Origin of the sequence: Undibacterium paludis (assembly GCF_022568815.1) — a bacterium.
Taxonomy (GTDB): domain Bacteria; phylum Pseudomonadota; class Gammaproteobacteria; order Burkholderiales; family Burkholderiaceae_D; genus Undibacterium.
Genome location: NZ_JAKZHX010000001.1, coordinates 575604 through 596299, shown reverse-complemented (window position 1 = coordinate 596299; position 20696 = coordinate 575604). Strand labels below are relative to the sequence as shown.

Here is a 20696-nt window from a genome sequence, read left to right as displayed (position 1 = left end):
CGCTTCCCTGTCTTGTTATTTACCGTCCGCAAAGTTGCTGCTTCTAAACAGCAACTTGCACGACATGTAATTCGACGTTCGCATGTTATACGGCAGAAATTTCGACAGAAAACAAAGTTATTTTTTATCATGTCTAGCTATCGCTAGCAAAACCTTTGAGGCTCCGATGGAACTTAAAAACTATATTGATCAAATAAAGCGTAGCCCGAAGTACAAAAGCAAGGATTTCAAAGGGAATTTCCCCAACCCCTCATCAATAAAAATTAAACCTCAACAGCATTTAAATATTATCGTAGAACAGGCCGAACTTATTATTGCGGCGATTGATGATCCTAACCTGTATGTAGATCACATAGGGATTCTTCCATCGCCGGTAGACTTAGGTTCAATTGCTAGATTATTTGTTGGTGATATTAGGCAGTTTGCGAGTGAGAATCCCGATCTGGAATTGATAAAAAATAATTCTTATGTTGCGCAAAACCAGTTGCCTAGTTACACATTATTTAGACTTTCTCTTTCAAAGCTGCTACCGGATACTTATCACAAAAACATTGATTTTCTTGATCAAGAAAATGTATTCTCTCTTTACTCTGTGCCATTTATTGTTCGGCTCGCAATTGAAAGCAAGCTAAAAGGGATGGTCGGTTTCAAGTCATCAGAAATTAAACTAAGCGATGGGCAAAAAAGGACTTCTAACGAATTTCCTGCATTAAAAATTATAAATTTTCTTATCTCATCTAACTTGATCGAATCACCCTTACCGTTTGAGGAGCTTAAAAAAATCTATAATTGGTCTTGTGGGTTTGTGCATACAGGAAAAAAGGAATATCTATGGCTGTCGCTTAAGGCTGTAAGCAGCCTAAATGTTTTATTTTCAAAAGATCATAATGGGTATTATGGTCATCAAATTTGTTATCTGAAATCAAACGTGACATTAGCACAGCTACAGTCGGAAATGAATTCCTCACCCTCCTTCTCAAAACCAAGCGAAAATAGAGTCACAGAAGAAGCGATAGTTCTTAATCTTAGCGAGAATGAATTTGATATGACAAGTGGTTTTTGGGATAAGCGAAAGTCTCATACGTTATAACTAACCGGCTAACACTCCCCTGGCGGGCTCTAAAATATAGGTATCAGTCATTAAACGCTTCCTCCGACAGGAAATAAGCATTAAGACACTCCTCCCCGGCCTGAACATATTCATGCCAAGAACGCCGTGTTTTGGACGCACCGTAGGCTAAGGCGGAACAACGTTCAATAAACTCCCATCCAATGCAAGAGTAAGCTAATTTAACTGCATTGTTATATCCTATCTCTTAATTAGGTCGGACTGTAAACCAATGAGCGTCCAGAATGCTTTGCAACGTAGTGGAGCATTTCGTGTGTGGCCTCATAGTTCAGTACGGTTAATTTATCAGTCCACTTATGTGCAAACTCGATGATTTTTTGATTTTTTCGGTGGAAATAAAATTGCAAATATACCCGTTTATATAAATCAGTTTGCCACCCAAGCGGTAACTTCTGGTCGGTTACTGCCGGTAAGCGGTCGGGCATCGTCTACGGTCGAGTATGGTTTGTACGTCTGACAAGCTATGACAGCAAGCTGCTCGATTCAATGAAGTTTTCAAGGTCCTCCATGCTGAAGCTGCATGGTCGACCGATAAGAAAAATTCCGGTAAAACGGTCAAGCAGACCCTGATCAGGCCGCAAGCCTTCTTTAAGTTTTTTTCTAATCAGCTTGAGATTATCGGGCGTTTTTTCCATACCCTGGGAAAATATCTCCGTGATCAGCCGCTCCCTTCTTTCTGCCCCGCCTTTCCCCTTACACTGTTCTTTTAGGTAACGTGCTATAACGATGAACAACATTTTTTCGCAATGGAAGTATTTAAACTTCTTAGAAAGGTGTCGGAATTGTGCCTCGTCAATGTCGCCAAGTTCAAACAACGTTCGATAAAAATTCGGAACATTATCTTCAAGAAATCCGACCGTAACATCGTCTTCTGGCGCAAGAAGCAAAAAGAAGGGCACTTCTGTTTGGATCGAAATCGGTTTTATGGCTTGCAAGCCGAAGCAAGTTGCTCCGACAACGGCAAGGTTATTCTTGGTATTGATATTGATCGCTCGAAGCTTTTCAGCCAAGGTGTTCCAATCAGCGTAAGCTCCTTCGCCATCAACATAAATACCAGCATCCTTGTGTCCGTGCGTGTCGAAATGAACGATAGGTTTCAAACTGTAATCCCTCGCATGGATAGAAATCTCATCGAGAAGATCCCAGAGCTTTGCTATTCTTGAGACAGAAAAGTGTTGAAATAAAAACCCCAATTCCCTAGAGTGAGCTGCCATAGTTTCTACCATGCGATTGGTCGGAGACATTTCTGCATTGGGAAGGCTGCTAATCCAAATTACAGAGTTGCAGGAAAATCGGCTGTTTAATAGTATTGACATCGTCTCACTCAGGCTTCTTAGCAAGATAATTGAAAACAGGGGTTCATTTTTGGCCAGTAGCGAGCTCTCAGAACTCTAACTCATCTGACAGTTCGTGTCAGGTCAAGTCTGAGCCAGTGCATTTCATGTGTCAATCTCAGTAATTCCAGATTTAGTTAGTCTAAGTATCTCGTTTTTCCACACAAGAACACAAGTCATGTTTGATACTTGCCATCTACCTGTAGAACTTGTGCATGGCTACTATGCTATTGATTACAACAGTTAATTTTCTAAAGCTGCCAAAATTAAACGGGTTTGGGCTGTGCACCGAAGACTTCCTCAATGATCCAGGTATCGCTTACTTCATCTTGCTTATGTTTGAACGAGCCCCATAGAAGGCCTTGAATGTTGATGTAGGTTTTTCCACCGGCAGTTTTTGTCGCTGCGTAGCAGTACAGGGCTTCTTTCAGCAGTGGGGCTATATCTTCTGGTTCCTTTTCGTCTTTAAACCAAAAAACTTGGTAGCTAACCTCGTTTTCTTGCTTTTGCTGAAAATCTATCAAGAACCTTGTTTTTGTTCCAGATACAAGTTTGACGACCAGAACCATCCTGGCCTTCCCCTCGGATTTATCAATCAAGTGGAATTTTTGCTGAGCTCGGTAATCATTTGATTTGACGGCATAGACATTGAAGTAAGTGTTATCGACGATGGCAAAGTGAGGAAGTATATTTTCCAGAAAATATACCTCCGACTTTTTCTTTTCTTTAGCAAGACGTAATAGCTTGATTGTTTTTTTATAGGTATTGGCTCCGATGTCGATAGATATGTCTCGGGAATTAGTTGGTCCGACCTCAAAATTGGCAGGCGATTGGATTTCAATTTTGCGACACCGCTTGTCGTCACCTTTACCATGCGCTGAAGAGAGATTTTTGGCGGAGTGGTCGATTTTTTCAAGTACTCGACGCTTATTCTTTTGGGAAGGCTGTGATGGTGGAACTTTGGTGACGGGGATTCGCGCAATTTCGGGAAATCGGTTGCCTAGCTCAATTTTTCTGAAGTCGAACGCCAGTCGGGGATCACTATAAGTTTCATTTTCTAATGCGTACGGCTCTTCTTTGTTCTTGGACTCTTCGTCATGCGTTGGTATCTTTTGCTCGTCTGGACTGTCTTCGACACCGCCATTGCCTTCATTGAGTTCGCGATCAAATTTTAGGTGTTGGAAATTGCTTTTGTGGTAACTTTTTGTGATGCGAGTTACAAAAATACGTTCTGATTCTTTAGACTGAATGGGGATGTAGAGGAATTCTAGATCAACAGCACCATCGAAAGGAGGGTAGGCTAAAAAGTTACGGAATTGCCCTTCATCTTTAGCAGCTTCTCTCCTGATTGATTGGGCACATTGTAAAACTTCAGGATCTGAAAACATTGATGCTATTAAGTGAGCATCACTGTCTAGCATCCCTCGACGTAATGTAATAAAAACATGACCATTTATCGGACCGAATGATTTATTGTCAGAGTCGTCATATAAATACTTACTCGGTTGATCAATACGGCCGTCAAAAATGACACTGGCCATCTTTGTCGATGTGCAGTAAAAGAAACGCAGTAACTCCGCGCACGAAAATATTATTGCATATGGATCATCACCAACCCTTACACCTAGGCACTTGGTGTTTGATTCCGGATAATCTTTTAATCGATCCGTTTTGATTTTTAATATTGGCTCGTTGAACTGATCTGTGTCTCTTCTATTGAAAAGAGTTAAGTTGCTTCTTGAGAAATCGACTCGGCGAAGACCACAAGTAGATTTTTCGAAGGGTAGTTTGGCACCTGGCCAAGGGTCTACAATTTTGCCTTTGTGCAAGATAGCATTGACATGAAGCAAAGTGAGATAGCCTATCGGTAAGTTGGTGCATCGGACTCTTGTATTTGAAATCGGTGCACAATGATTGAAGTCGGGATGGGTTACGTCGCTCTGAATTTCCACCCAGTACACTTGAATAAAAGTTGGTTGATTCGTCTCGGGAAGTTTTGAAACTTTCCCGATCCACAAGACGCGAGCCAATCCCATTACGTAAAGGTGTGGGAAATATAGCGAGCGGTCCGTATTCTTTATTTGCATTTATCGATGTGTCATTCGCATCTATCAATGTGCATTCGCATTTACCGATGTTAGTCACACCTTGGGCAGGTCGGCCGGGGCCAGGTTTACCGTGATGCGTTTTGCCGGGAATTCAAAGCGGGCATTTTGCAGGGCGGCCCTGACCCTGTCCTTGGATTCTTTTACCTCGGTTTCCGGGAGGCCGACAATAGTGAAAGCGGGAAGGCCATTGGCCAGATGCACCTCGACTGTAACTTGCGGTGCGTCCATGCCATTCAGGGCACGGCTTTTCAGGACTGCGAGCGACATCTGGTCGCTTATTGGTCTTGTTGCTGTGCTTCTAGCGCGGCGACGCGGGCTTCCAGGGCTTCCAGTTTGGCGCGGGTCCTGGCCAGTACCTGTGCTTGTATGTCGAATTCTTCACGGGTGACCAGGTCGAGCTTGGAAAACCCCTGGGACATCATGGCCTTGACATTCTTTTCTATGTCTTTGGCAGGTGAATTTTCCAGTACCTGGTTGATTTTTGCCTGCATGTCATTAAAGAAATTTTGCTTATCCATATTTATCCTCTATTTTGTAATTGCACAGTATTGGTGCATTTTAGATTTTGCAGCTTTTTTGTGCAGCCCTCATTTTGCTCTGTATTGGTGCGCCGCCGGTTCTTTGCAACTTGCGATTTTACTTATATGGGAATGATAGCGCATCTGGCAAGCCTTGCTGAAGCAATTACCACGCTTGCTGTAGATGTGAAGTACAGGGGATTTGCGCTTGCCAGTATATAAGTGTTCAAGTTGGCACGACTCCTGCTAACAGTGAATGGAAAGAAGAATTCAAGAGGGCTGGTCACTATAGGTCTTTGTACAGGTTTAGTACTGATCAAATCTTAATCACTAGGGGGAAGCGCAATGAAAAAATTAGTAATCGCCGCTGCTGTAGCCACAACATTCCTGGGGGGCTTTGCCCAGGCAGAAGATGCCAAACCAGAAGCCAAGCCTGACAATGAAGTGAGCTTCAACATTGGTTTGGCCAGCGAGTACCGCTATCGTGCGATTGCTCAGTCGCGCATGGACCCGGCCTTGCAAGGCGGGGCAGACTACACACATAACCCCAGCGGTTTTTACGCAGGGACCTGGTTGTCCACCATCAAATGGACCAAGGATGCCGGTGGTGGCGGTGACATCGAATGGGATCTGTATGCCGGTAAAAAAGGGGAAATCGTCAAGGATGTGTCCTATGACGTCGGTGTGCTCTCTTACGTCTATCCATCCAATGGCTTGAACAAGGTTCCCGGTTTTGTGGATGCCAATACGACCGAAATCTATGGCCAGATCGGCACCGGCCCGGTTTATGCCAAGTATTCGCATTCTGTCACCAACCTGTTCGGTTTCGTGAATAGCAAAAACAGCGGTTATCTGGATCTGGGAGCGAATATCGAATTGCCTGAAGGCTACACACTGGGTCTGCATGTTGGCCGTCAGACCATCAAGAACAATGGTGCCTATTCTTATTCGGACTGGAAAGTCGGCGTCAACAAGGAATTTTTTGGTGTCAACTTTGGTCTGGCTGCACTTGGTACCAATGCAGACAGCAAGTTGTACGTGACGCCTGCCGGCAAATTTACTGGCAAGACCACATTGGTCTTGACGGCAGTTAAAACATTTTAATCACCCGAGGTCAGCATGAAACTGATTACTGCAATCATCAAACCCTTCAAGCTCGATGAAGTTCGCGAAGCTTTGTCCACCATCGGTGTACAAGGGATTACTGTTACCGAAGTCAAGGGTTTCGGCCGTCAAAAAGGTCATACCGAGTTGTATCGTGGCGCTGAATACGTGGTCGACTTTTTGCCAAAAACAAAAATCGAAGCGGCGGTTGATGATGCCATCGTTGACCGTGCCATTGAAGCGATAGAAACTGCGGCCCGTACCGGCAAGATTGGTGACGGCAAGATTTTTGTTTATGACTTGCAACAAGTTGTGCGTATCCGTACCGGCGAAACCGGCAACGACGCACTCTGATGGCCAAACAGGGAGTTCACATGAAAAAACTGCTTAAGAATATGCTGGCGGGGACGGCCTTGCTGGTGACTGTTGGTTTCACGTCTGTTGCCTGCGCGCAGGATGCATCCGCCAAGGCAGATGCTGCTCCGGCTTCTGCCGCCGTGGCGACCAGTGCTGCAGCCAGCGCTGCGGCATCGTCACCTGCTTCGGCACCGGCAGCAGCGGTAGTCGCAGCGCCAGCCTCCGCTCCGGCGGCTGACTCTGCCGCAGCCAGTGCACCGGCTGCACCTGCGCCGGTTCCAAATAAAGGCGATACGGCCTGGATGATGGTTGCTACCCTGCTGGTCATCCTGATGACCATACCTGGCCTGGCCTTGTTCTATGGTGGCCTGGTCCGTTCCAAGAACATGCTGTCCATCCTGATGCAGGTGTTCATGATCTTTGCCGTGATCATCGTGCTGTGGTGCATCTATGGCTATTCACTGGCATTCACTGAAGGCGGCAAGTTCATCGGTTCCTTCGATCGTCTTTTCCTGAAGGGGATATGGGATCCGGCCAAGGCGACATTTGCTACGGCAGCGACTTTCAGCAAGGGTGTGGTTATTCCTGAGTTTGCCTATGTGGCCTTCCAGGCGACGTTTGCAGCTATCACTTGCGGCCTGATCATCGGTGCATTTGCCGAGCGTGCCAAGTTCACTGCTGTATTGTTATTCGTCGTATTGTGGTTCACTTTCAGCTACCTGCCAGTTGCACACATGGTCTGGTTCTGGACGGGTCCTGATGCGATCAAGGATGCAGCGACACTGGCGACTGAAACTGCCAAAGGCGGCTTCCTGTTCCAGAAAGGCGCACTCGACTTTGCTGGCGGTACTGTTGTCCATATCAATGCAGCGGTGGCCGGCCTGGTTGGTGCTTTCCTGATTGGCAAACGTGTAGGCTATGGCAAAGAATCGATGGCTCCACATTCGCTGACCATGACAATGATCGGTGCTTCTCTGTTGTGGGTGGGCTGGTTTGGGTTCAATGCCGGTTCCGCACTGGAAGCCGGTGACGTAGCCGCCCTGGCTTTCGTCAATACCTTGCTGGCGACAGCTGCTGCGACCGTGTCCTGGGTATTCGGTGAATGGATGTCCAAAGGCAAACCTTCGATGCTCGGTGGTGCATCCGGTGCGGTTGCCGGTCTGGTGGCGATTACACCAGCCTGCGGTTTCGTTGGTCCTATGGGTGCACTGGTGATTGGTCTGCTGGCAGGTATTGTCTGTCTGTGGGGTGTCAACGGCCTCAAGCGCATGCTGGGTGCGGATGATTCCCTCGACGTGTTCGGCGTGCATGGCGTTGGCGGTATCCTCGGTGCCTTGCTGACCGGTGTATTCGCTGCGCCTTCCCTTGGCGGTCAGGGCATCATGGACTATGTGACCAACAAGATGTCGGCTGATCCTTATGACATCTTTGGTCAGGTCATCACCCAGGCAACGGCAGTTGGTGTGACCATACTCTGGTCTGCCATCGTCTCTTTCGTGGCTTATAAACTGGTTGATCTGGTTGTTGGTTTGCGTGTACCTGAAGATGAAGAGCGCGAAGGCCTGGACATCACCAGCCATGGCGAGTCTGCTTACCATTCTTGATGTAATTTGAAAGTTTTGCTCAGCTCCCTGGTGGAGCTGAGCCTGAGAAAGTTTCCAGAGGAGTACCGTCAGTACCGTAATCAGAGCTTGCGGTCCTGAATTTGACAGGCTGTTTTGCATCACGCAAAACAGCCTTTTTTTATCTGTCGGAGTGTGACAAAGGAGATTAAACAGATATAAAAACGCCACCTAAAGGTGGCGTTGTGATGCTCATGCAGGCAGATTTTTCTGGATTGTTACATCATCACCTGCCCAGGCTTATTTGGCGCCAGGCACGGCATTGAGGTTTTCTGTCGGCACCAGCAGCCACAGACGGGCGATGTCGGAGGCGCCGTCTGTGCTTTGTACGGATTTCAGGGTTTCGACTGCCTTGTCGCGTTTACCGGCTTTCAGGTAAGCGATACCCAGATGCAGCTTGGCCTCATCGACCGATTTCAAACCGCCTTTAGCCAGACCTTGCTCCATCAATGCCACGCCTTTGTCGAACTGGCCATTGATCACATAGTTATAGCCGTAGTTGAGCATACCTACACCGGTTTTGGCATTTTTTGCGGCGGCTTCACCGGCATCGAGATTCTTGATATCGTCGGCAGCCTGTTTGTAGACCTTGTCACGCAATTGCTTGTGCTTGGCCGCGTCCTTGCCAGTACCCAGCAGGTTGATTGCATAACCTGCGTCGATGGCGGTTTTTGCTTCAACCGGCAAGCCTGCCAGCAAAGCCAGTTCAGCCATGTCCATGTACTGGGCGCCGTCGTCAAACTTGTCGGTTGCCAGCAGCAGACGGTACAGGTCCAGGCGCAGACGCTCGGAGAAACCAGGCTTGCGTTCTATGCGATAGATCAGGTCGCCCCAGTACTCTTTTTGCGGATACAGTTCCAGCATGCGTTCCAGCACGGACGCATAGCCGCTATTGTCCTTGGTTTGCTGATAGCTGCCTGCCAGCAGGCGCAGGTTTTCTTCTGTTGGCGTGCGTTTTGCCTTGGCGTCTTCAGCCAGTTGTGCGTTCAATACCTTGATGGCATTCGCATAATCGTTTTCCAGATAGTAGGAACGTGCCACCAGGTTATTCATGCCAGTGTTGCCCGGGTCTTTGGCCAGCATGCGGTTGGCCCATTCACGTGATTGCGGATATTTCTTTTCATTGAACAAAGTACCTGCTGTTGCTTCCATGAAATGCAGTTTTTCAGACTCTTTCAAAAACTCGGTACCTATCATTGCATCGATTGCCTTGGCCATCATGTCAGAATCTTTGAGGCCGGAACCGATGACGGCATAGATGCGATTGATGGCAAAAACTTCAAATGGCGTCTTTTTTTCCATTGCTTCCAGGACGGCTACTTTTTCCTTGGCTTGGGCGTAGTCTTTTTTGTTCAGCAACTCCTGGATTTCATTCATGGGCTTGCCCATTTCAGCGCGGACGACCTGCTGCTTGGCGGGATCAGCTGCTTCTTGTGTCTGAGCGGCAAAGACGGTCACAGGGGAAAAGCCAGATCCAAGTGCTGCCAGCATCATGGCGGCGAACAGATAAGAAGTTTTTTTCATGAATGATCCAGATAAAAAAATGAAAATCGCCAGATGATAAAAAATCAACGGCACAAATGGCACACCCAGGCGAGACAAGAGCCCGGCGGCATCGGCTGCGACAACCGCGGCAAACTGTGACCGCAGCAAATTGTGGCATATATTACATTACCTCAGGGAGATGTAATATAAGAGGCTGTTGCGAAATTAACCTGGCGTTGTGGCGCCTCCCGAACGTAAAACCCGGTACTAAAGTACTGCCTGCGTCGGCGACGGTGTAGTCGGGGTTTCAGACAATATATTGTCTGCCGACGTAACGGGCACCCCTTGCAAGGGGTGCTTCCATAGCGCGTTAGCCTAGCCATCTTAATTTCGCAACAGCCTCTAAGTATGCCTCCTGCATCTCATACCCTGCCAGAGCTCAAGCCCTTCAGCCCTTTTCCGTTCAAATCTTGTTCACAGTTTCGGTGCGCAATCCGGCATTATAGCTGAGCCGGGCCTGGCGTCACCATTTGCAGCCAGTGTCTACAACGGTGCTGACGGCCAGGGGGATGACAGCCAGCAAGCCTATGCCCGAATAGGCTCTCAGGCAGTCTGTTTTTTCGGCTTTCTTTACCCCTTCTCCCAGGCGTTTTTCCATGTTGTCTGCGCGCCTGTGGCTGGCTTGCATTTGCTCTATTTCTGAAGGTTTGCGCTGACGTTCCATGACCAGCGCTGATCCGCGCAAGGCATCGAGATTCAGGCCGGGCTGGCTGATGGCTTCATCAAAAGTTTGTCTGGCCGGTGTATTGACGGCCTCAGGCAAGTTGTCATTGTTGCTTGCGCGCGGCGGTGAAGCCGCAGGGCGCTTGCGCGGATTGGGTACACTGCTGGTGATCTGGCTGACCTGTGCAGGCCGGGTTTCTATCTCAGTCCGGGCTATGGTGTGTGGTTTTGGACGGATAGTTGACAATTGCAAATATTGCACCGCGGAATTGCCTTCATGCCGGCCTGCACGCAACACATCCGTGTTTTGCCAGCGCAATAGCTGCCAGAAGATGAGGTGGGCAAACAGTACCAGTACAAGTACCGGGCCGGCACTTCTCAGCTTGCCCGTGGTCTGGTCTGCCCATGTCGGCGCAATTTGCATAGTGGTTCCCGTCAAACGAATTCCACGTTCAGACCGGCTCTGCTTGATAAAAGTTCATCATTGCCGGTTTGGTGCCCTCTCTTTGTCTGTGCTGGTCAGTTACGTTCCTGTACCAGCACCCAGGGTTTTACCACCACCGTCCATAGCTGGCTATTCGCAGCCAGCCAGGACTGGGCTTGCTCATCGCTGACTTTGGCCAGGTGGCCTGCTGCAAGCAAGGCTGCGATTTCGCTGGTCTGATCTTGCGCCATATGCAAGGCGACTTCCACCAGGTCCTGGCCCTTGGCGACGACCAGCACGGTGCCGCCGGCAAAGTGGCGCAATAGCTCACTCCACGGATAGGCGGCAGTTTCCAGGTTGATCTTGTTGCGTAAAATATCGGTATTGGAAGACATGGATTACGAAGTAAAAATACAATAAAAATCATCAAATTGCATGAAACAGGTGTCACGCATACAATTTTACGTAAAACTGCAAATAAAACAGAAAAAACAGAAGAATTATGCTGGAAATGCTATTTTCTTGTTAAAGTCGCCATTGGACTGCACGTCGCATACAATCTCAGGAAGAAAATCGCGAATGACAACACAAAAAGAGACCATATGACGCTGAGACGCCAATTACTGCTCGCTATATCCATTATCTTTTTCGCAGTTTTCATTGGTTTGCAGATGCTGTCGGTGCTGACCACCAGGGACTATCTGCAACAGCAGCTGGCTTCGCATGCGCAGGACGCCGCGACTGCCTTGTCCCGCCCGCTGGAAGAGGCCCTGGTAAAAAACGACCAGACTCTGGCCAACATCCAGATATCCACCCTGTTTGACCGCGGCTATTACAAGAAGATAGTCGTACTTGATCCGGCCGGCAAGGTTGTCATCAGCAAAGAGTTAAGCAATAACAGGGAAAAAGTACCGTCCTGGTTACCCGTCATGATTGATTTACAGACGCCGCCAGGTGAAGCCTTTATCTCTTCAGGCTGGCGTCAGCTCGGCAAGGTCATCGTTATCAGTCATCCTGCCTATGCCTATGAATACCTGTGGCGTTCCATGAAAGACATGGCCATGTGGATGCTGGTCATCTACCTGGTGATTTGGGGGTTGACAGTTTTCCTGCTCAGAATCGTCCTGAGCCCGCTGGAAAAGATAGAAGAGGTTGCCATCGCGATACAGGGCAAGCGCTTCCAGCGTATAGACGTGCTGCCGCAAACGCGTGAACTCAAGCGTGTGGTGGTGGCCATGAACCATATGTCAGACCGTATATCCAGCCTGCTGGACGAAGAGATAGGCAGGGCTGAAAACTTCAGGCGCGAAGCTTTCAGCGACAAAGTCAGCGGCCTGGAAAATCGTCATGGCTTTGATCTGCGTTTCAATCACCTGCTGGCAGAAGACGGTTTGTTTGACACTGCCGTTATCTTCGTTCTGGAATTTGACGGACTCAAGGATTACAACAATCAGTATGGCTATCAGCAGGGCGATGCATTACTGGCCGATGTGGCGACGGTGGTGCGTGAAGTTGCCAGCAAATACACCAACATACTTGGCCGTATAGGTGGTAGTTCGATTGCGGCAGTCTGCATAGACATTGATGAAAAAGCCATGGGGCTGTTGATCGACTCCCTGCAATACCGCCTGAACCAGGTCTTGCTGCGCGCCTCGCGACAGGTACGTGTCGCAGTCGGCGCCGTGGTGTTCGGACCAGCGCATACGCGCGCAGATATTCTTGCCTGTGCCGATCTGGCCATAGAAACCATGCGGCAATCAGGTACAGGGCAAATCAGCCTGACGCATATGGAAGAAAGCGAAATCAATATTGCCGGCTCACATGGCTGGCGTACCCTGATACGCAATGCTCTGGCAGAGAATCGCTGGGTTCTGTTTGCTCAGCCTGTGATGCGCCTGCAATTGCGCCAGCTAGTGCATCACGAAGTGTTTTCCCGACTGCTTGATATCCAGGGCAACCTGGTGCCTGCCAATAAATTCCTGCCCATGGCGCTGCGTCATCAATTGATGCCAGAGATTGATCAGGCGGTAATTACCCTGATCATGGACGGCATCCTGAAAACGCAGCCCGTTTATAAAAATATTGCTGTGAATATCTCTTTGCAATCGATGGAAAGCCAGGATTTCTGTGACTGGTTGCTGGCGCGCCTGAAGTTTTCGCCAGAACTGGCGGCTCGCCTTTCGGTCGAGATCAGTGAATTCGGCTGCGCCAAAGATCACGCTGTTACCAGGAAGTTTGTGACTGCCTTGCGTGAGGCCGGCGTGCGTTTTGGTGTTGACCATTTTGGACTGGACCCGCATGCCCTGAACTTCATACGCGAAGTACCGCCCGATTACATCAAGCTCGATGGTGGCCTGATACAGGAAATAGCAACCAATGACAGCAGTCATGCGCACTTGCGCGCCATCGTCAAATTTGCTCAATCGCTGGGTATTCCATTGATTGCACAAAATGTGGAAAGCGAAACCACTCTGCAATTATTGCTGGCTGACCAGATTGATTGCGGGCAGGGGTTTTATTTCGGGGCGCCGGAAAAAATACTCACGTCGGGAGAATAAGGTAGCTCAGGCGCTGGCAACCAGACTGCCTTACATGCGCCGTTCTTTTTCCATCTTTTCGATCATTTCTTTCCACAGGCGTACGGTAGAGGCCCCGCCTTTGCGGGTGCTGCCGCTGGCCAGCCACAAATCTTCGTCATTGAAGCTGTACACCGGTACAAGGTCACTGCGGGCTGAGCCTGGCTGTATTTCATCGACCAGGTTATCAAGTATCCAGGGTTCTGCAGTTGGTGTTGGATAGTAGGCCAGCACCATGTGGGTTTCGCCCATGCGGGTTGCCCTGACATAGGTGATACGCAAGCGCTCAGCGGGTATGCCCAGGTCTTTCAGGGTCATGTATTTGGCGATCGCATAGTCTTCGCAATCACCACCCCAGGATGCAACAAATTCCACCGGTGTCGCCCAGTAGTCATTGACGCCCCAGTGTTCCTGGTCGGTGAAATAGGGTACGCGATTATAATAGTCATTCACTTGTCGCAAGATGGGCATCTCAAACTGGCCATCGGTAGAGCGCAAGACATTTTTGCCAAAGTCCTTGCCAGCCGTCGCTTTTATCCTGTTGACTGCAAGCTGCATCTGGGCCAGGCGACGAGGCCCTTCCACCCCAAAACGTTTGTGCACATGCTCGATCAGACCCGGTGAAAAATCGACCAGACCAGACAACACCACCGGGCTGAACAGGCCTAGCAGCAAAAACAGACTGGCAGCGATTTTTGCATCGGTACCGCGCATGGATGTTTGATCTGGTGAATATGGGTAAGAGCAACAGTGTAGCTGTTTCTGGCGTCATTATGGCGCCGCTATCGCGGCATTTGTCATGGGAAGAAGTGTTATAAAAATTTTAGTGGATGTCTGGACTGCCAGATAACACCTATGCACTGCTGCATGCTGGCGCAGATACATCATGTGAACCAAAAAACAATTTTGCTGTCCATGTAGCAGACAAGGCAGCCAGTCTTATTCTACTTATTCGTGTTGATGATAAAGGGACCTGGAATTGAAAATCTTCATTTACCTTGGTTTTTTTGCAATGTCATTGATTGCACATGGCATGGCAAATCTGGCGTGCGCGGACGATAAAGTACAATTGCTGCGCGACCGTAAACCTGAGCAGCGCACGCAAATGCTGATACTGGGGGTGCCGCATTTTGCCCATCGCGGAGCCGATGTCATCAACACGGAGGTGCCTGATGTACTGGAACCGCAGCGTCAGCGACAGGTGGAAGCACTGGTGCTGGCACTGGCAAAATTCCGGCCAACCAGGATAGCGCTGGAGTGGTCGATTGCCAAGCAGGACGAGCTTGATGAACGCTATCGCCAGTACCGTGCCGGTACATATCAGTTGCAGCGCGATGAAATTGATCAACTGGGCTTGCGTCTGGCTGCCATGCTGAATCTGCCTGCTGTCACCGCCATCAATTGGAATGACATGCCGCCCGGTGTCATCGCAGACTTTGACTATGCACAATGGGCACAACAGCATGGGGCTGCTGCGCAACTGGCAGAAATACGCAAGCCCGATGCCAGCCTGCGCGATACCGACTACATGCGTGGCACGACTGTCACACAATGGTTGCAGCGACTGAATACGCCAGAGCGGCTGGCTCTGTCCAATCGTCGTTATTTTGATTTCGCCATGCTTGGTGATGCTGCCAACAGCCCCGGCGCCAACTGGGTCGCCAACTGGTATGGCCGCAACCTGAAGATATTCGCCAACCTGGTCAGGCTGGCGAATTCGCCGGATGAACGTGTTCTGGTCATCTATGGTCACGGCCACGCCTTTTCGCTGCGTCAGTTTGCAACACAATCAGGTGCTTTCGCCGTGGAAGACGCAGAAGTTTATTTGTCAGCTATTAAAGATCAGCACTGAAAAAATGCATGCTAAAAGTTTGGTACAAGAGCGTGTACAGACTTCTGTTACGCTTGGTTCTCGCGGATTTTGTTACCATGCCTGTCGGCGCAGCTCAGGCAGGATTATGGTATAAATTGTAGCCCGTTAATTGCTGCATGAAGACCGGTATCTCATCAGTTATTTCGGCAAGCATCTGACAACTTCAGACCATAAGGAAACAGCATGACGCAAAACCAGACAAGCTGGATAGATTTACGCAGCGACACCGTAACACGGCCCAGTACCGCCATGCGTATGGCCATGCATGAAGCCGAAGTCGGTGACGATGTGTATGGTGACGACCCTACTGTCAATCATTTACAGGCCTATGCAGCAGACATGTTTGGCTTTGAAGCGGCACTGTTTGCACCATCCGGCACCCAGACCAATTTGCTGGCCCTGCTGGCGCATTGCGGGCGTGGTGATGAATACATCGTCGGTCAGGAGGCGCACACCTATAAATATGAAGGTGGTGGTGCAGCAGTACTTGGCAGCATACAGCCGCAACCGCTGAACAACCAGGCTGACGGCAGTATCAGTCTGGCGGACATTGAAGCGGCGATCAAACCGCGTGATTTTCATTTTGCGCGCAGCCGCCTGCTGGCGCTGGAAAACACCATAGGCGGCCGTGTGCTCAGTACCAGTTATACCCAGGCAGCAACCAGTCTGGCGCATCAGAAAGGCCTTGCTACGCATCTTGACGGTGCCCGCATCTGCAATGCCATGATCAAGCTTGGTGTTACACCAGCACAGGCTGTACAGGGTTTTGACAGTGTTTCAGTCTGTCTGTCCAAAGGGCTTGGAGCGCCAGTAGGTTCTGTACTCTGTGGTGACAAGACGTTGATCAGTGAGGCGCTGCGCTGGCGCAAGATGCTTGGTGGCGGCATGCGGCAGGCCGGCAGTCTGGCGGCCGCCGGCCTGTATGCCTTGCAGCACAATGTTGCCCGCCTGGCGCAAGATCATGAGCATGCCGAGCGGCTGGCGAACGGTTTGCGGCAGATCGCAGCCCTGCAGGTGCAGACACCGCAAACCAATATCGTTTATGTAGACATGCCCGCTACAGCCTGTGCAGATTTGGCTGACTACCTGAAGCAGCACGGCATACTGGCCAGGGTCACGCCACATATGCGCATGGTCACGCATCTGGATATTTCCGCGGCCGACATCGACAAGGTCATTGCTGTATTTACGACCTTTTTTGCGACCAGATAATCCAATCCAGTCAGCCAGCGTTCAGGGATGGACTGTACAGGATGATGCGACCTATACTCAGTGTAGTCTGGTCTTCACTGAGGCTGACTGAGTCAACATGTGGCAAGCCCAGCAAATCCTGACCAAGATTGCTTTGCGGCTGCGCCACTTTGGCGACCACATTGAACAGGCTCAGGCATTGCCCCAGGTGTGCCCCGGCATGTTGGGCCAGGTTTTTCAGGAAGAAATGCAGGGTATTTTTTTCCAGGTTTTGCCCCACCTGCTGCTTGAGTGACATGGGGTAGCTGACACTGCGTTTGTTGGCCATATTATGGATGGTTTGTATCCAGGTCTTGGTGGATGCATCGTAGACGATGCTGCTGGTGAGAACATCACCAGGGCTAACTTCCATGCGTGGCCCGCCGTAACAGGTGTAGGTGGCTTGCTGACGATGCTCGGCATGCAGGTATTGTCCGCTGATCCACCAGCCTGATTCTGGTGTGACGGGCAGATCAGATATGCCCGCTTCCTGTGGTACGCAAAAACTCAGTACCGGTTGCAAACCGCCGTGCACAGCGGGACTGTGCCTGCCACCAGGCTGCAAGCCTGGCCACAGATAAGATAAAGATTTGTCACCTGCATGGTCAGGTACTTTCAGTTTTGCCTGTATCGATACCCAGCTATTGTCCGGCGCTGCCGAAATACTGAATATGCTTTGATTGGCCGCCGGTTTTTCATACGTATCAGCACCCGGTTCTGTCCCCAGTATGGGAACACCGGTAAAAAACACCACATCACCAGCATGCAAGATTTGATGGCGTGACATGACTGCATAGTGCTTCACATAAAAGAAAAAAGTGATACGGTCATCGGCAGCAGCAAATGCCTTGGCTTCTTTCAGGGTCATGCAGGACACGCGGCAGACTTCCTGGTTCCAGTCAGCATCCTCATGTACGGCCATACCCCCCATTTTTTGCCATTGCAAACCCTCTGCGTCCTTCGCAAGATCAAGAGTTCTACCGGTTAACGGAACTGGGATATTTTTTTCTTGTGAAATCATGTTTTTGTCCAGTGATAAGCTTGGTGGGTTGTTACAGTCGGTCAGTCTGCTCAAAAGCGTGCATCAGGGAGGTTTTCACTGTCCGTCTCGTTGCTTCTTCTTTCAAAGCCGGTATCGGTATGGTCCTGCATTGGTCTGGGCAGGTTGTGGTCACGATCGGTTTTCCGTCTGTCAAAACCTGAGCGGACGGTACCGTACAAGGCCCTGAAGTTGTTCGCTGCGACAACTTCTTCCGCTTCGCTGGCAGTACGGTCACCAAATAAATTCGCCTGCAGACGCAGCAAGGGTGGCAGGCAATCCTGGAAGCGGGCAAAGTCGGTGACCGGGTCGAGTTTGATCAACATGTCCGCAGTTGTGATCTTCTGTATGCTTTTCATACCTGCCCCCACTTTGCCGTCAAAGAAATAAGCCTGCTTCGATACACAAATCTGGTTCAACATGAGCTTTCCCTTCTTTATCTACATGGCACGTGACATGAAACCCAGTTCCAGCATGTCTCTACCGGTTTTCAACGGATGTGGGCTGGTATTGCGTTTTGTTGTGTCGGACCTGGCGTGACTGCCAATATCCTTGTCGTCGCTGGTTTTTACTGTTGCCGACCAGGGGCTGTCTCCGGAGGCAAAAGTGCTGACCCACAGTGAATGTGGTACATCCAGCGTGGCTGGAGCAGGTTCCCGCACGGTGCGTGCACGTTTGGGAAGGCGGGTCGAGGTGTGCAGGGCGGCATTCCAGGCAGCCTTGGGGTTTTGTGGTATGGTCACCGGGATCTGCGCGACTGCACTGACCCTGACGCGACCCCAGACCAGGCGGGCGCTTTCCACGTTCTTTTGTATCAGTTCACCACGGGCTTCATAGTAAAACAAATCGTCTGTCAGCAGACGCATGGCAATATCGCGCGCTGCCCTGATTTTCCAGACCATGCGGCTCATACCGATCAGTAAGAGGAAATTGGCCGCAGCAAGCAAGATTTCTGTCGTTGGCATTTTTTATCTCCACATATTCACAGACATTGATACATCTGTCTCATGTGAGCTTTATTGCAAACGGCGTGCCATGTGTTTTTATCAGCGAAAATAGCAAAAAGTAGTATCCTGTCATGCTTGTTGACATGTAAAGCATGTAAATTTACATTGAGACTTTACAACTGCCTTACACGCTACAGATCTTTACACACGATGACTGACCTTGATTACACGCTGACTTCCCCTTTGTCCAAACTGGCAGAGAATGATGCTGCCCTGCTCGGGCTGACCATCATCTGGCACCCGGATACCCAGCGTGTAGGTGAACAGTTTATTGTCAGCAACCCTGATGGGCAGGTTGAAGTCAGCCGCTTTTTGCCGCTGTTTCGTCATCCGGCCAAAGAGGGTTTGCCGCTGGGCTATGGCGGCATATCGCGTGAACCGGTACGTATCAGTCTGGATCATGACCAGGGCATCATCATTTCACCGCCGGCCAGCCGCATGGTGGTTGAAGTGAATGGCACAGAAATCAGCTCAACCATTGCCCTGGGCCGTGAACAGATAGAAGCTGGTGTTATTCTGGGATTGGGCCGTGCCGTGATTCTTTGCCTGCACTGGATGCGTTGCTTGCCCAAGCACAATCCCGCCCCAGGCTTTATCGGGGTCGGCAGCGCCGCCATTGTCGCCCGTGACCAGATACGCCAGGTGGCCGGTACCGACATGCCGGTCCTGTTGCTGGGAGAAACCGGCACCGGCAAAGAAATCGCCGCCCGTGCCATCCATGGTTTCAGCAAGCGTGCAGATGCCAGCCTGGTGACAGTCAACATGGCCGCCCTGAATGAATCATTGGCTGCTGCCGACCTGTTTGGCGCTGTCAAGGGAGCGTATACCGGCGCGCAGACTGCCCGCAAAGGCCTGTTTGCCGAAGCCGAAGGGGCCAGCCTTTTCCTTGATGAAATCGGCAATACTCCGGCCAGCATACAGCCCATGTTGCTGCGTGTGTTGGAAACCGGCGATTACCGTCCACTTGGTGCCCAGCAAGACCACAAGTCCAGCGCCCGCCTGATCGCCGCCACGGACCAGGACCTGTATAGCGAAGGCTTCAACCAGGCTCTGCTGCGCCGGCTTGAAAGCTTCGTCATTCATTTGCCACCGTTGCGCAAGCGCCGTGAAGATATTGGTGTACTGTTACTGCATCTGCTCAATACCAGCAGTATTCCCAGCCCCATCGGTGAACAGCTGCCTGCTGCACTGGTCAGCGAGATGGCCAATTACGATTGGCCCGGCAACATCCGCCAGCTGGCCCATGTCTTGAAGCGTGCACTGCTGTCGCTGCAACTTGGCGAAGTACCGCCCCTGTCCAGCCTGGTCAAGACCAGCCACAAGCCATCGAGTGTCATACCGGAACCAGCCAACCTGATCACGGACAGCAAACAGCCGGTACCGGCCCAGCCACGCAAAAAGCTGGCCGAACTCAGTGACGACGATGTAGTGCGTGCGATGGAAAACAATGACTGGTATATACAGGGGGCAGCGCAGGAACTGGGCATATCAAGACCATCCATGTACAAGCTGCTGGACAGCCACAAACAGATACGTCGTGCCGAACAGATTCCGGCGGAAGAAATTCGCCAGACACTGGAAGCCAGCGCTGGCGATGTAGAAGCATGTGCCGCCACCTTGAAAACGCCCAGCGAGGCGCTCAGGCGGTATTTGAAGGTGGTGGGCGTTTAGACAGTGTTACTAACCAATTGTTTTCATTGGTTAACCGCCGGTTTGCACATCAACCTCCGGGTCTGGAAGGTAAAAGAACTCTGAACTGACAACGTTGCCAGATGGATCTGTAAAATCTGCTGTGAATGAGATTGTAAAACCCCAGAAACCAAGGCTATCTTCTGTCATTGTCATCGTCACACCGTCTACTGGACACGCAGTTTTTGTTGTTCCAATTGTAGCGCTCTGGCCATTGCTCAAGATGCCTTTGCAAATAGCGATGAATGCGCTTGCCGTTACGGTAAAGGTATTGCTGGGATAAGTCGGCGTACCTTGAAAATTAAAAAGCACAGTATCGCCGACATTCAGTACATGTTTATGGCTTACTGGGTCTCTTGGAGGTTCAGGATTGAATTTCCCGGTTGCTGAGATCGTCCCCCGACTTTGTGGGTCACCTTGGTTAAAAAAAGTCGTAAAAGTGTAATTTACTGATTCACTCATATTCAAGTCCTAAATT

The 20696-nt window shown here is 50.1% G+C and carries 19 protein-coding genes and 1 pseudogene; 8 read left to right on the top strand and 12 right to left on the bottom strand.

The genetic code is table 11. From position 1 onward, the window contains the following. The first annotated feature begins 166 nt into the window (after positions 1-166). A complete protein-coding gene (locus LZ463_RS02725; protein WP_241453605.1) occupies positions 167-1090 on the top strand; it encodes a hypothetical protein in 924 nt (307 codons plus the stop codon). A gap of 500 nt (positions 1091-1590) precedes the next feature. On the opposite strand, the gene LZ463_RS02720 is transcribed toward LZ463_RS02725, so the two are convergent. From LZ463_RS02720 to LZ463_RS02705, 4 genes and pseudogenes are all read right to left on the bottom strand, one after another. Continuing rightward, entirely contained in the window at positions 1591-2445 is an 855-nt protein-coding gene (locus tag LZ463_RS02720; RefSeq protein WP_241453602.1) for a hypothetical protein, read from the bottom strand. A 284-nt stretch (positions 2446-2729) separates the two neighbouring features. Continuing rightward, the gene (locus LZ463_RS02715) at positions 2730-4550 is read right to left on the bottom strand and encodes a hypothetical protein (protein ID WP_241453599.1); all 1821 of its coding nucleotides are present in this window, start codon (positions 4548-4550) and stop codon (positions 2730-2732) included. A 60-nt stretch (positions 4551-4610) separates the two neighbouring features. Next, a pseudogene (locus tag LZ463_RS02710) lies at positions 4611-4838 on the bottom strand (magnesium chelatase domain-containing protein); the annotation flags it as partial. 8 nt (positions 4839-4846) lie between these two features. Further along, positions 4847-5089 (bottom strand): accessory factor UbiK family protein, encoded by a 243-nt coding sequence (locus tag LZ463_RS02705; RefSeq protein WP_241453598.1) that lies wholly within the window; start codon positions 5087-5089, stop codon positions 4847-4849. Positions 5090-5434: 345 nt separating this feature from the next. Between LZ463_RS02705 and LZ463_RS02700 the strand changes: the two genes are divergently transcribed. The 3 genes from LZ463_RS02700 to LZ463_RS02690 are packed head-to-tail and all read left to right on the top strand — an operon-like array spanning position 5435 to position 8154. Next, positions 5435-6193, top strand: coding sequence for a TorF family putative porin (locus tag LZ463_RS02700; protein ID WP_241453596.1), 759 nt, complete (start codon positions 5435-5437; stop codon positions 6191-6193). 15 nt (positions 6194-6208) lie between these two features. Beyond that, positions 6209-6547, top strand: coding sequence for a P-II family nitrogen regulator (locus LZ463_RS02695; RefSeq protein ID WP_110254759.1), 339 nt, complete (start codon positions 6209-6211; stop codon positions 6545-6547). Positions 6548-6567: 20 nt separating this feature from the next. Further along, positions 6568-8154, top strand: a complete 1587-nt coding sequence (locus LZ463_RS02690) for an ammonium transporter (RefSeq protein ID WP_277623919.1) — start codon at positions 6568-6570, stop codon at positions 8152-8154. Positions 8155-8412: 258 nt separating this feature from the next. Here LZ463_RS02690 and LZ463_RS02685 read toward each other — a convergent pair whose 3' ends face one another. From LZ463_RS02685 to LZ463_RS02675, 3 genes are all read right to left on the bottom strand, one after another. Further along, positions 8413-9696 (bottom strand): tetratricopeptide repeat protein, encoded by a 1284-nt coding sequence (locus LZ463_RS02685; protein ID WP_241453593.1) that lies wholly within the window; start codon positions 9694-9696, stop codon positions 8413-8415. A 484-nt stretch (positions 9697-10180) separates the two neighbouring features. Continuing rightward, positions 10181-10819 carry a hypothetical protein gene (locus tag LZ463_RS02680; protein ID WP_241453590.1) on the bottom strand — a complete coding sequence of 213 codons (639 nt, stop codon included), beginning with the start codon at positions 10817-10819 and terminating at the stop codon, positions 10181-10183. Between the two features lie 80 nt (positions 10820-10899). Further along, entirely contained in the window at positions 10900-11199 is a 300-nt protein-coding gene (locus tag LZ463_RS02675; RefSeq protein ID WP_241453587.1) for a DUF2288 domain-containing protein, read from the bottom strand. A 207-nt stretch (positions 11200-11406) separates the two neighbouring features. Here LZ463_RS02675 and LZ463_RS02670 point away from each other — a divergent pair, with 207 nt between their 5' ends. Further along, positions 11407-13362, top strand: a complete 1956-nt coding sequence (locus LZ463_RS02670) for a bifunctional diguanylate cyclase/phosphodiesterase (protein ID WP_241453586.1) — start codon at positions 11407-11409, stop codon at positions 13360-13362. A 30-nt stretch (positions 13363-13392) separates the two neighbouring features. Here LZ463_RS02670 and LZ463_RS02665 read toward each other — a convergent pair whose 3' ends face one another. Beyond that, positions 13393-14094 carry a transglutaminase-like cysteine peptidase gene (locus LZ463_RS02665; RefSeq protein ID WP_241453582.1) on the bottom strand — a complete coding sequence of 234 codons (702 nt, stop codon included), beginning with the start codon at positions 14092-14094 and terminating at the stop codon, positions 13393-13395. Between the two features lie 319 nt (positions 14095-14413). Here LZ463_RS02665 and LZ463_RS02660 point away from each other — a divergent pair, with 319 nt between their 5' ends. Continuing rightward, positions 14414-15232: a DUF5694 domain-containing protein gene (locus LZ463_RS02660; RefSeq protein ID WP_241453580.1), complete on the top strand. Its 819-nt coding sequence runs from the start codon at positions 14414-14416 to the stop codon at positions 15230-15232. Positions 15233-15436: 204 nt separating this feature from the next. After that, the gene (gene ltaE, locus LZ463_RS02655) at positions 15437-16465 is read left to right on the top strand and encodes a low-specificity L-threonine aldolase (RefSeq protein WP_241453579.1); all 1029 of its coding nucleotides are present in this window, start codon (positions 15437-15439) and stop codon (positions 16463-16465) included. A gap of 10 nt (positions 16466-16475) precedes the next feature. Here ltaE and LZ463_RS02650 read toward each other — a convergent pair whose 3' ends face one another. From LZ463_RS02650 to LZ463_RS02640, 3 genes are read right to left on the bottom strand one after another with little or no spacing between them, the layout of a single operon-like run. Then, positions 16476-17504, bottom strand: coding sequence for a hypothetical protein (locus tag LZ463_RS02650; RefSeq protein WP_241453577.1), 1029 nt, complete (start codon positions 17502-17504; stop codon positions 16476-16478). A 50-nt stretch (positions 17505-17554) separates the two neighbouring features. Then, complete coding sequence (locus tag LZ463_RS02645) at positions 17555-17944, bottom strand: hypothetical protein (RefSeq protein ID WP_241453574.1); 390 nt, start codon at positions 17942-17944, stop codon at positions 17555-17557. Between the two features lie 18 nt (positions 17945-17962). Beyond that, complete coding sequence (locus tag LZ463_RS02640) at positions 17963-18487, bottom strand: hypothetical protein (RefSeq protein ID WP_241453572.1); 525 nt, start codon at positions 18485-18487, stop codon at positions 17963-17965. A gap of 192 nt (positions 18488-18679) precedes the next feature. On the opposite strand from LZ463_RS02640, the gene LZ463_RS02635 reads away from it, so the two are divergent. Further along, positions 18680-20200 carry a sigma 54-interacting transcriptional regulator gene (locus tag LZ463_RS02635; protein ID WP_241453571.1) on the top strand — a complete coding sequence of 507 codons (1521 nt, stop codon included), beginning with the start codon at positions 18680-18682 and terminating at the stop codon, positions 20198-20200. Positions 20201-20230: 30 nt separating this feature from the next. Here the strand turns inward: LZ463_RS02635 and LZ463_RS02630 are convergent, their stop codons facing one another. Beyond that, positions 20231-20680, bottom strand: coding sequence for a hypothetical protein (locus LZ463_RS02630; RefSeq protein WP_241453565.1), 450 nt, complete (start codon positions 20678-20680; stop codon positions 20231-20233). Positions 20681-20696 lie beyond the last annotated feature (16 nt).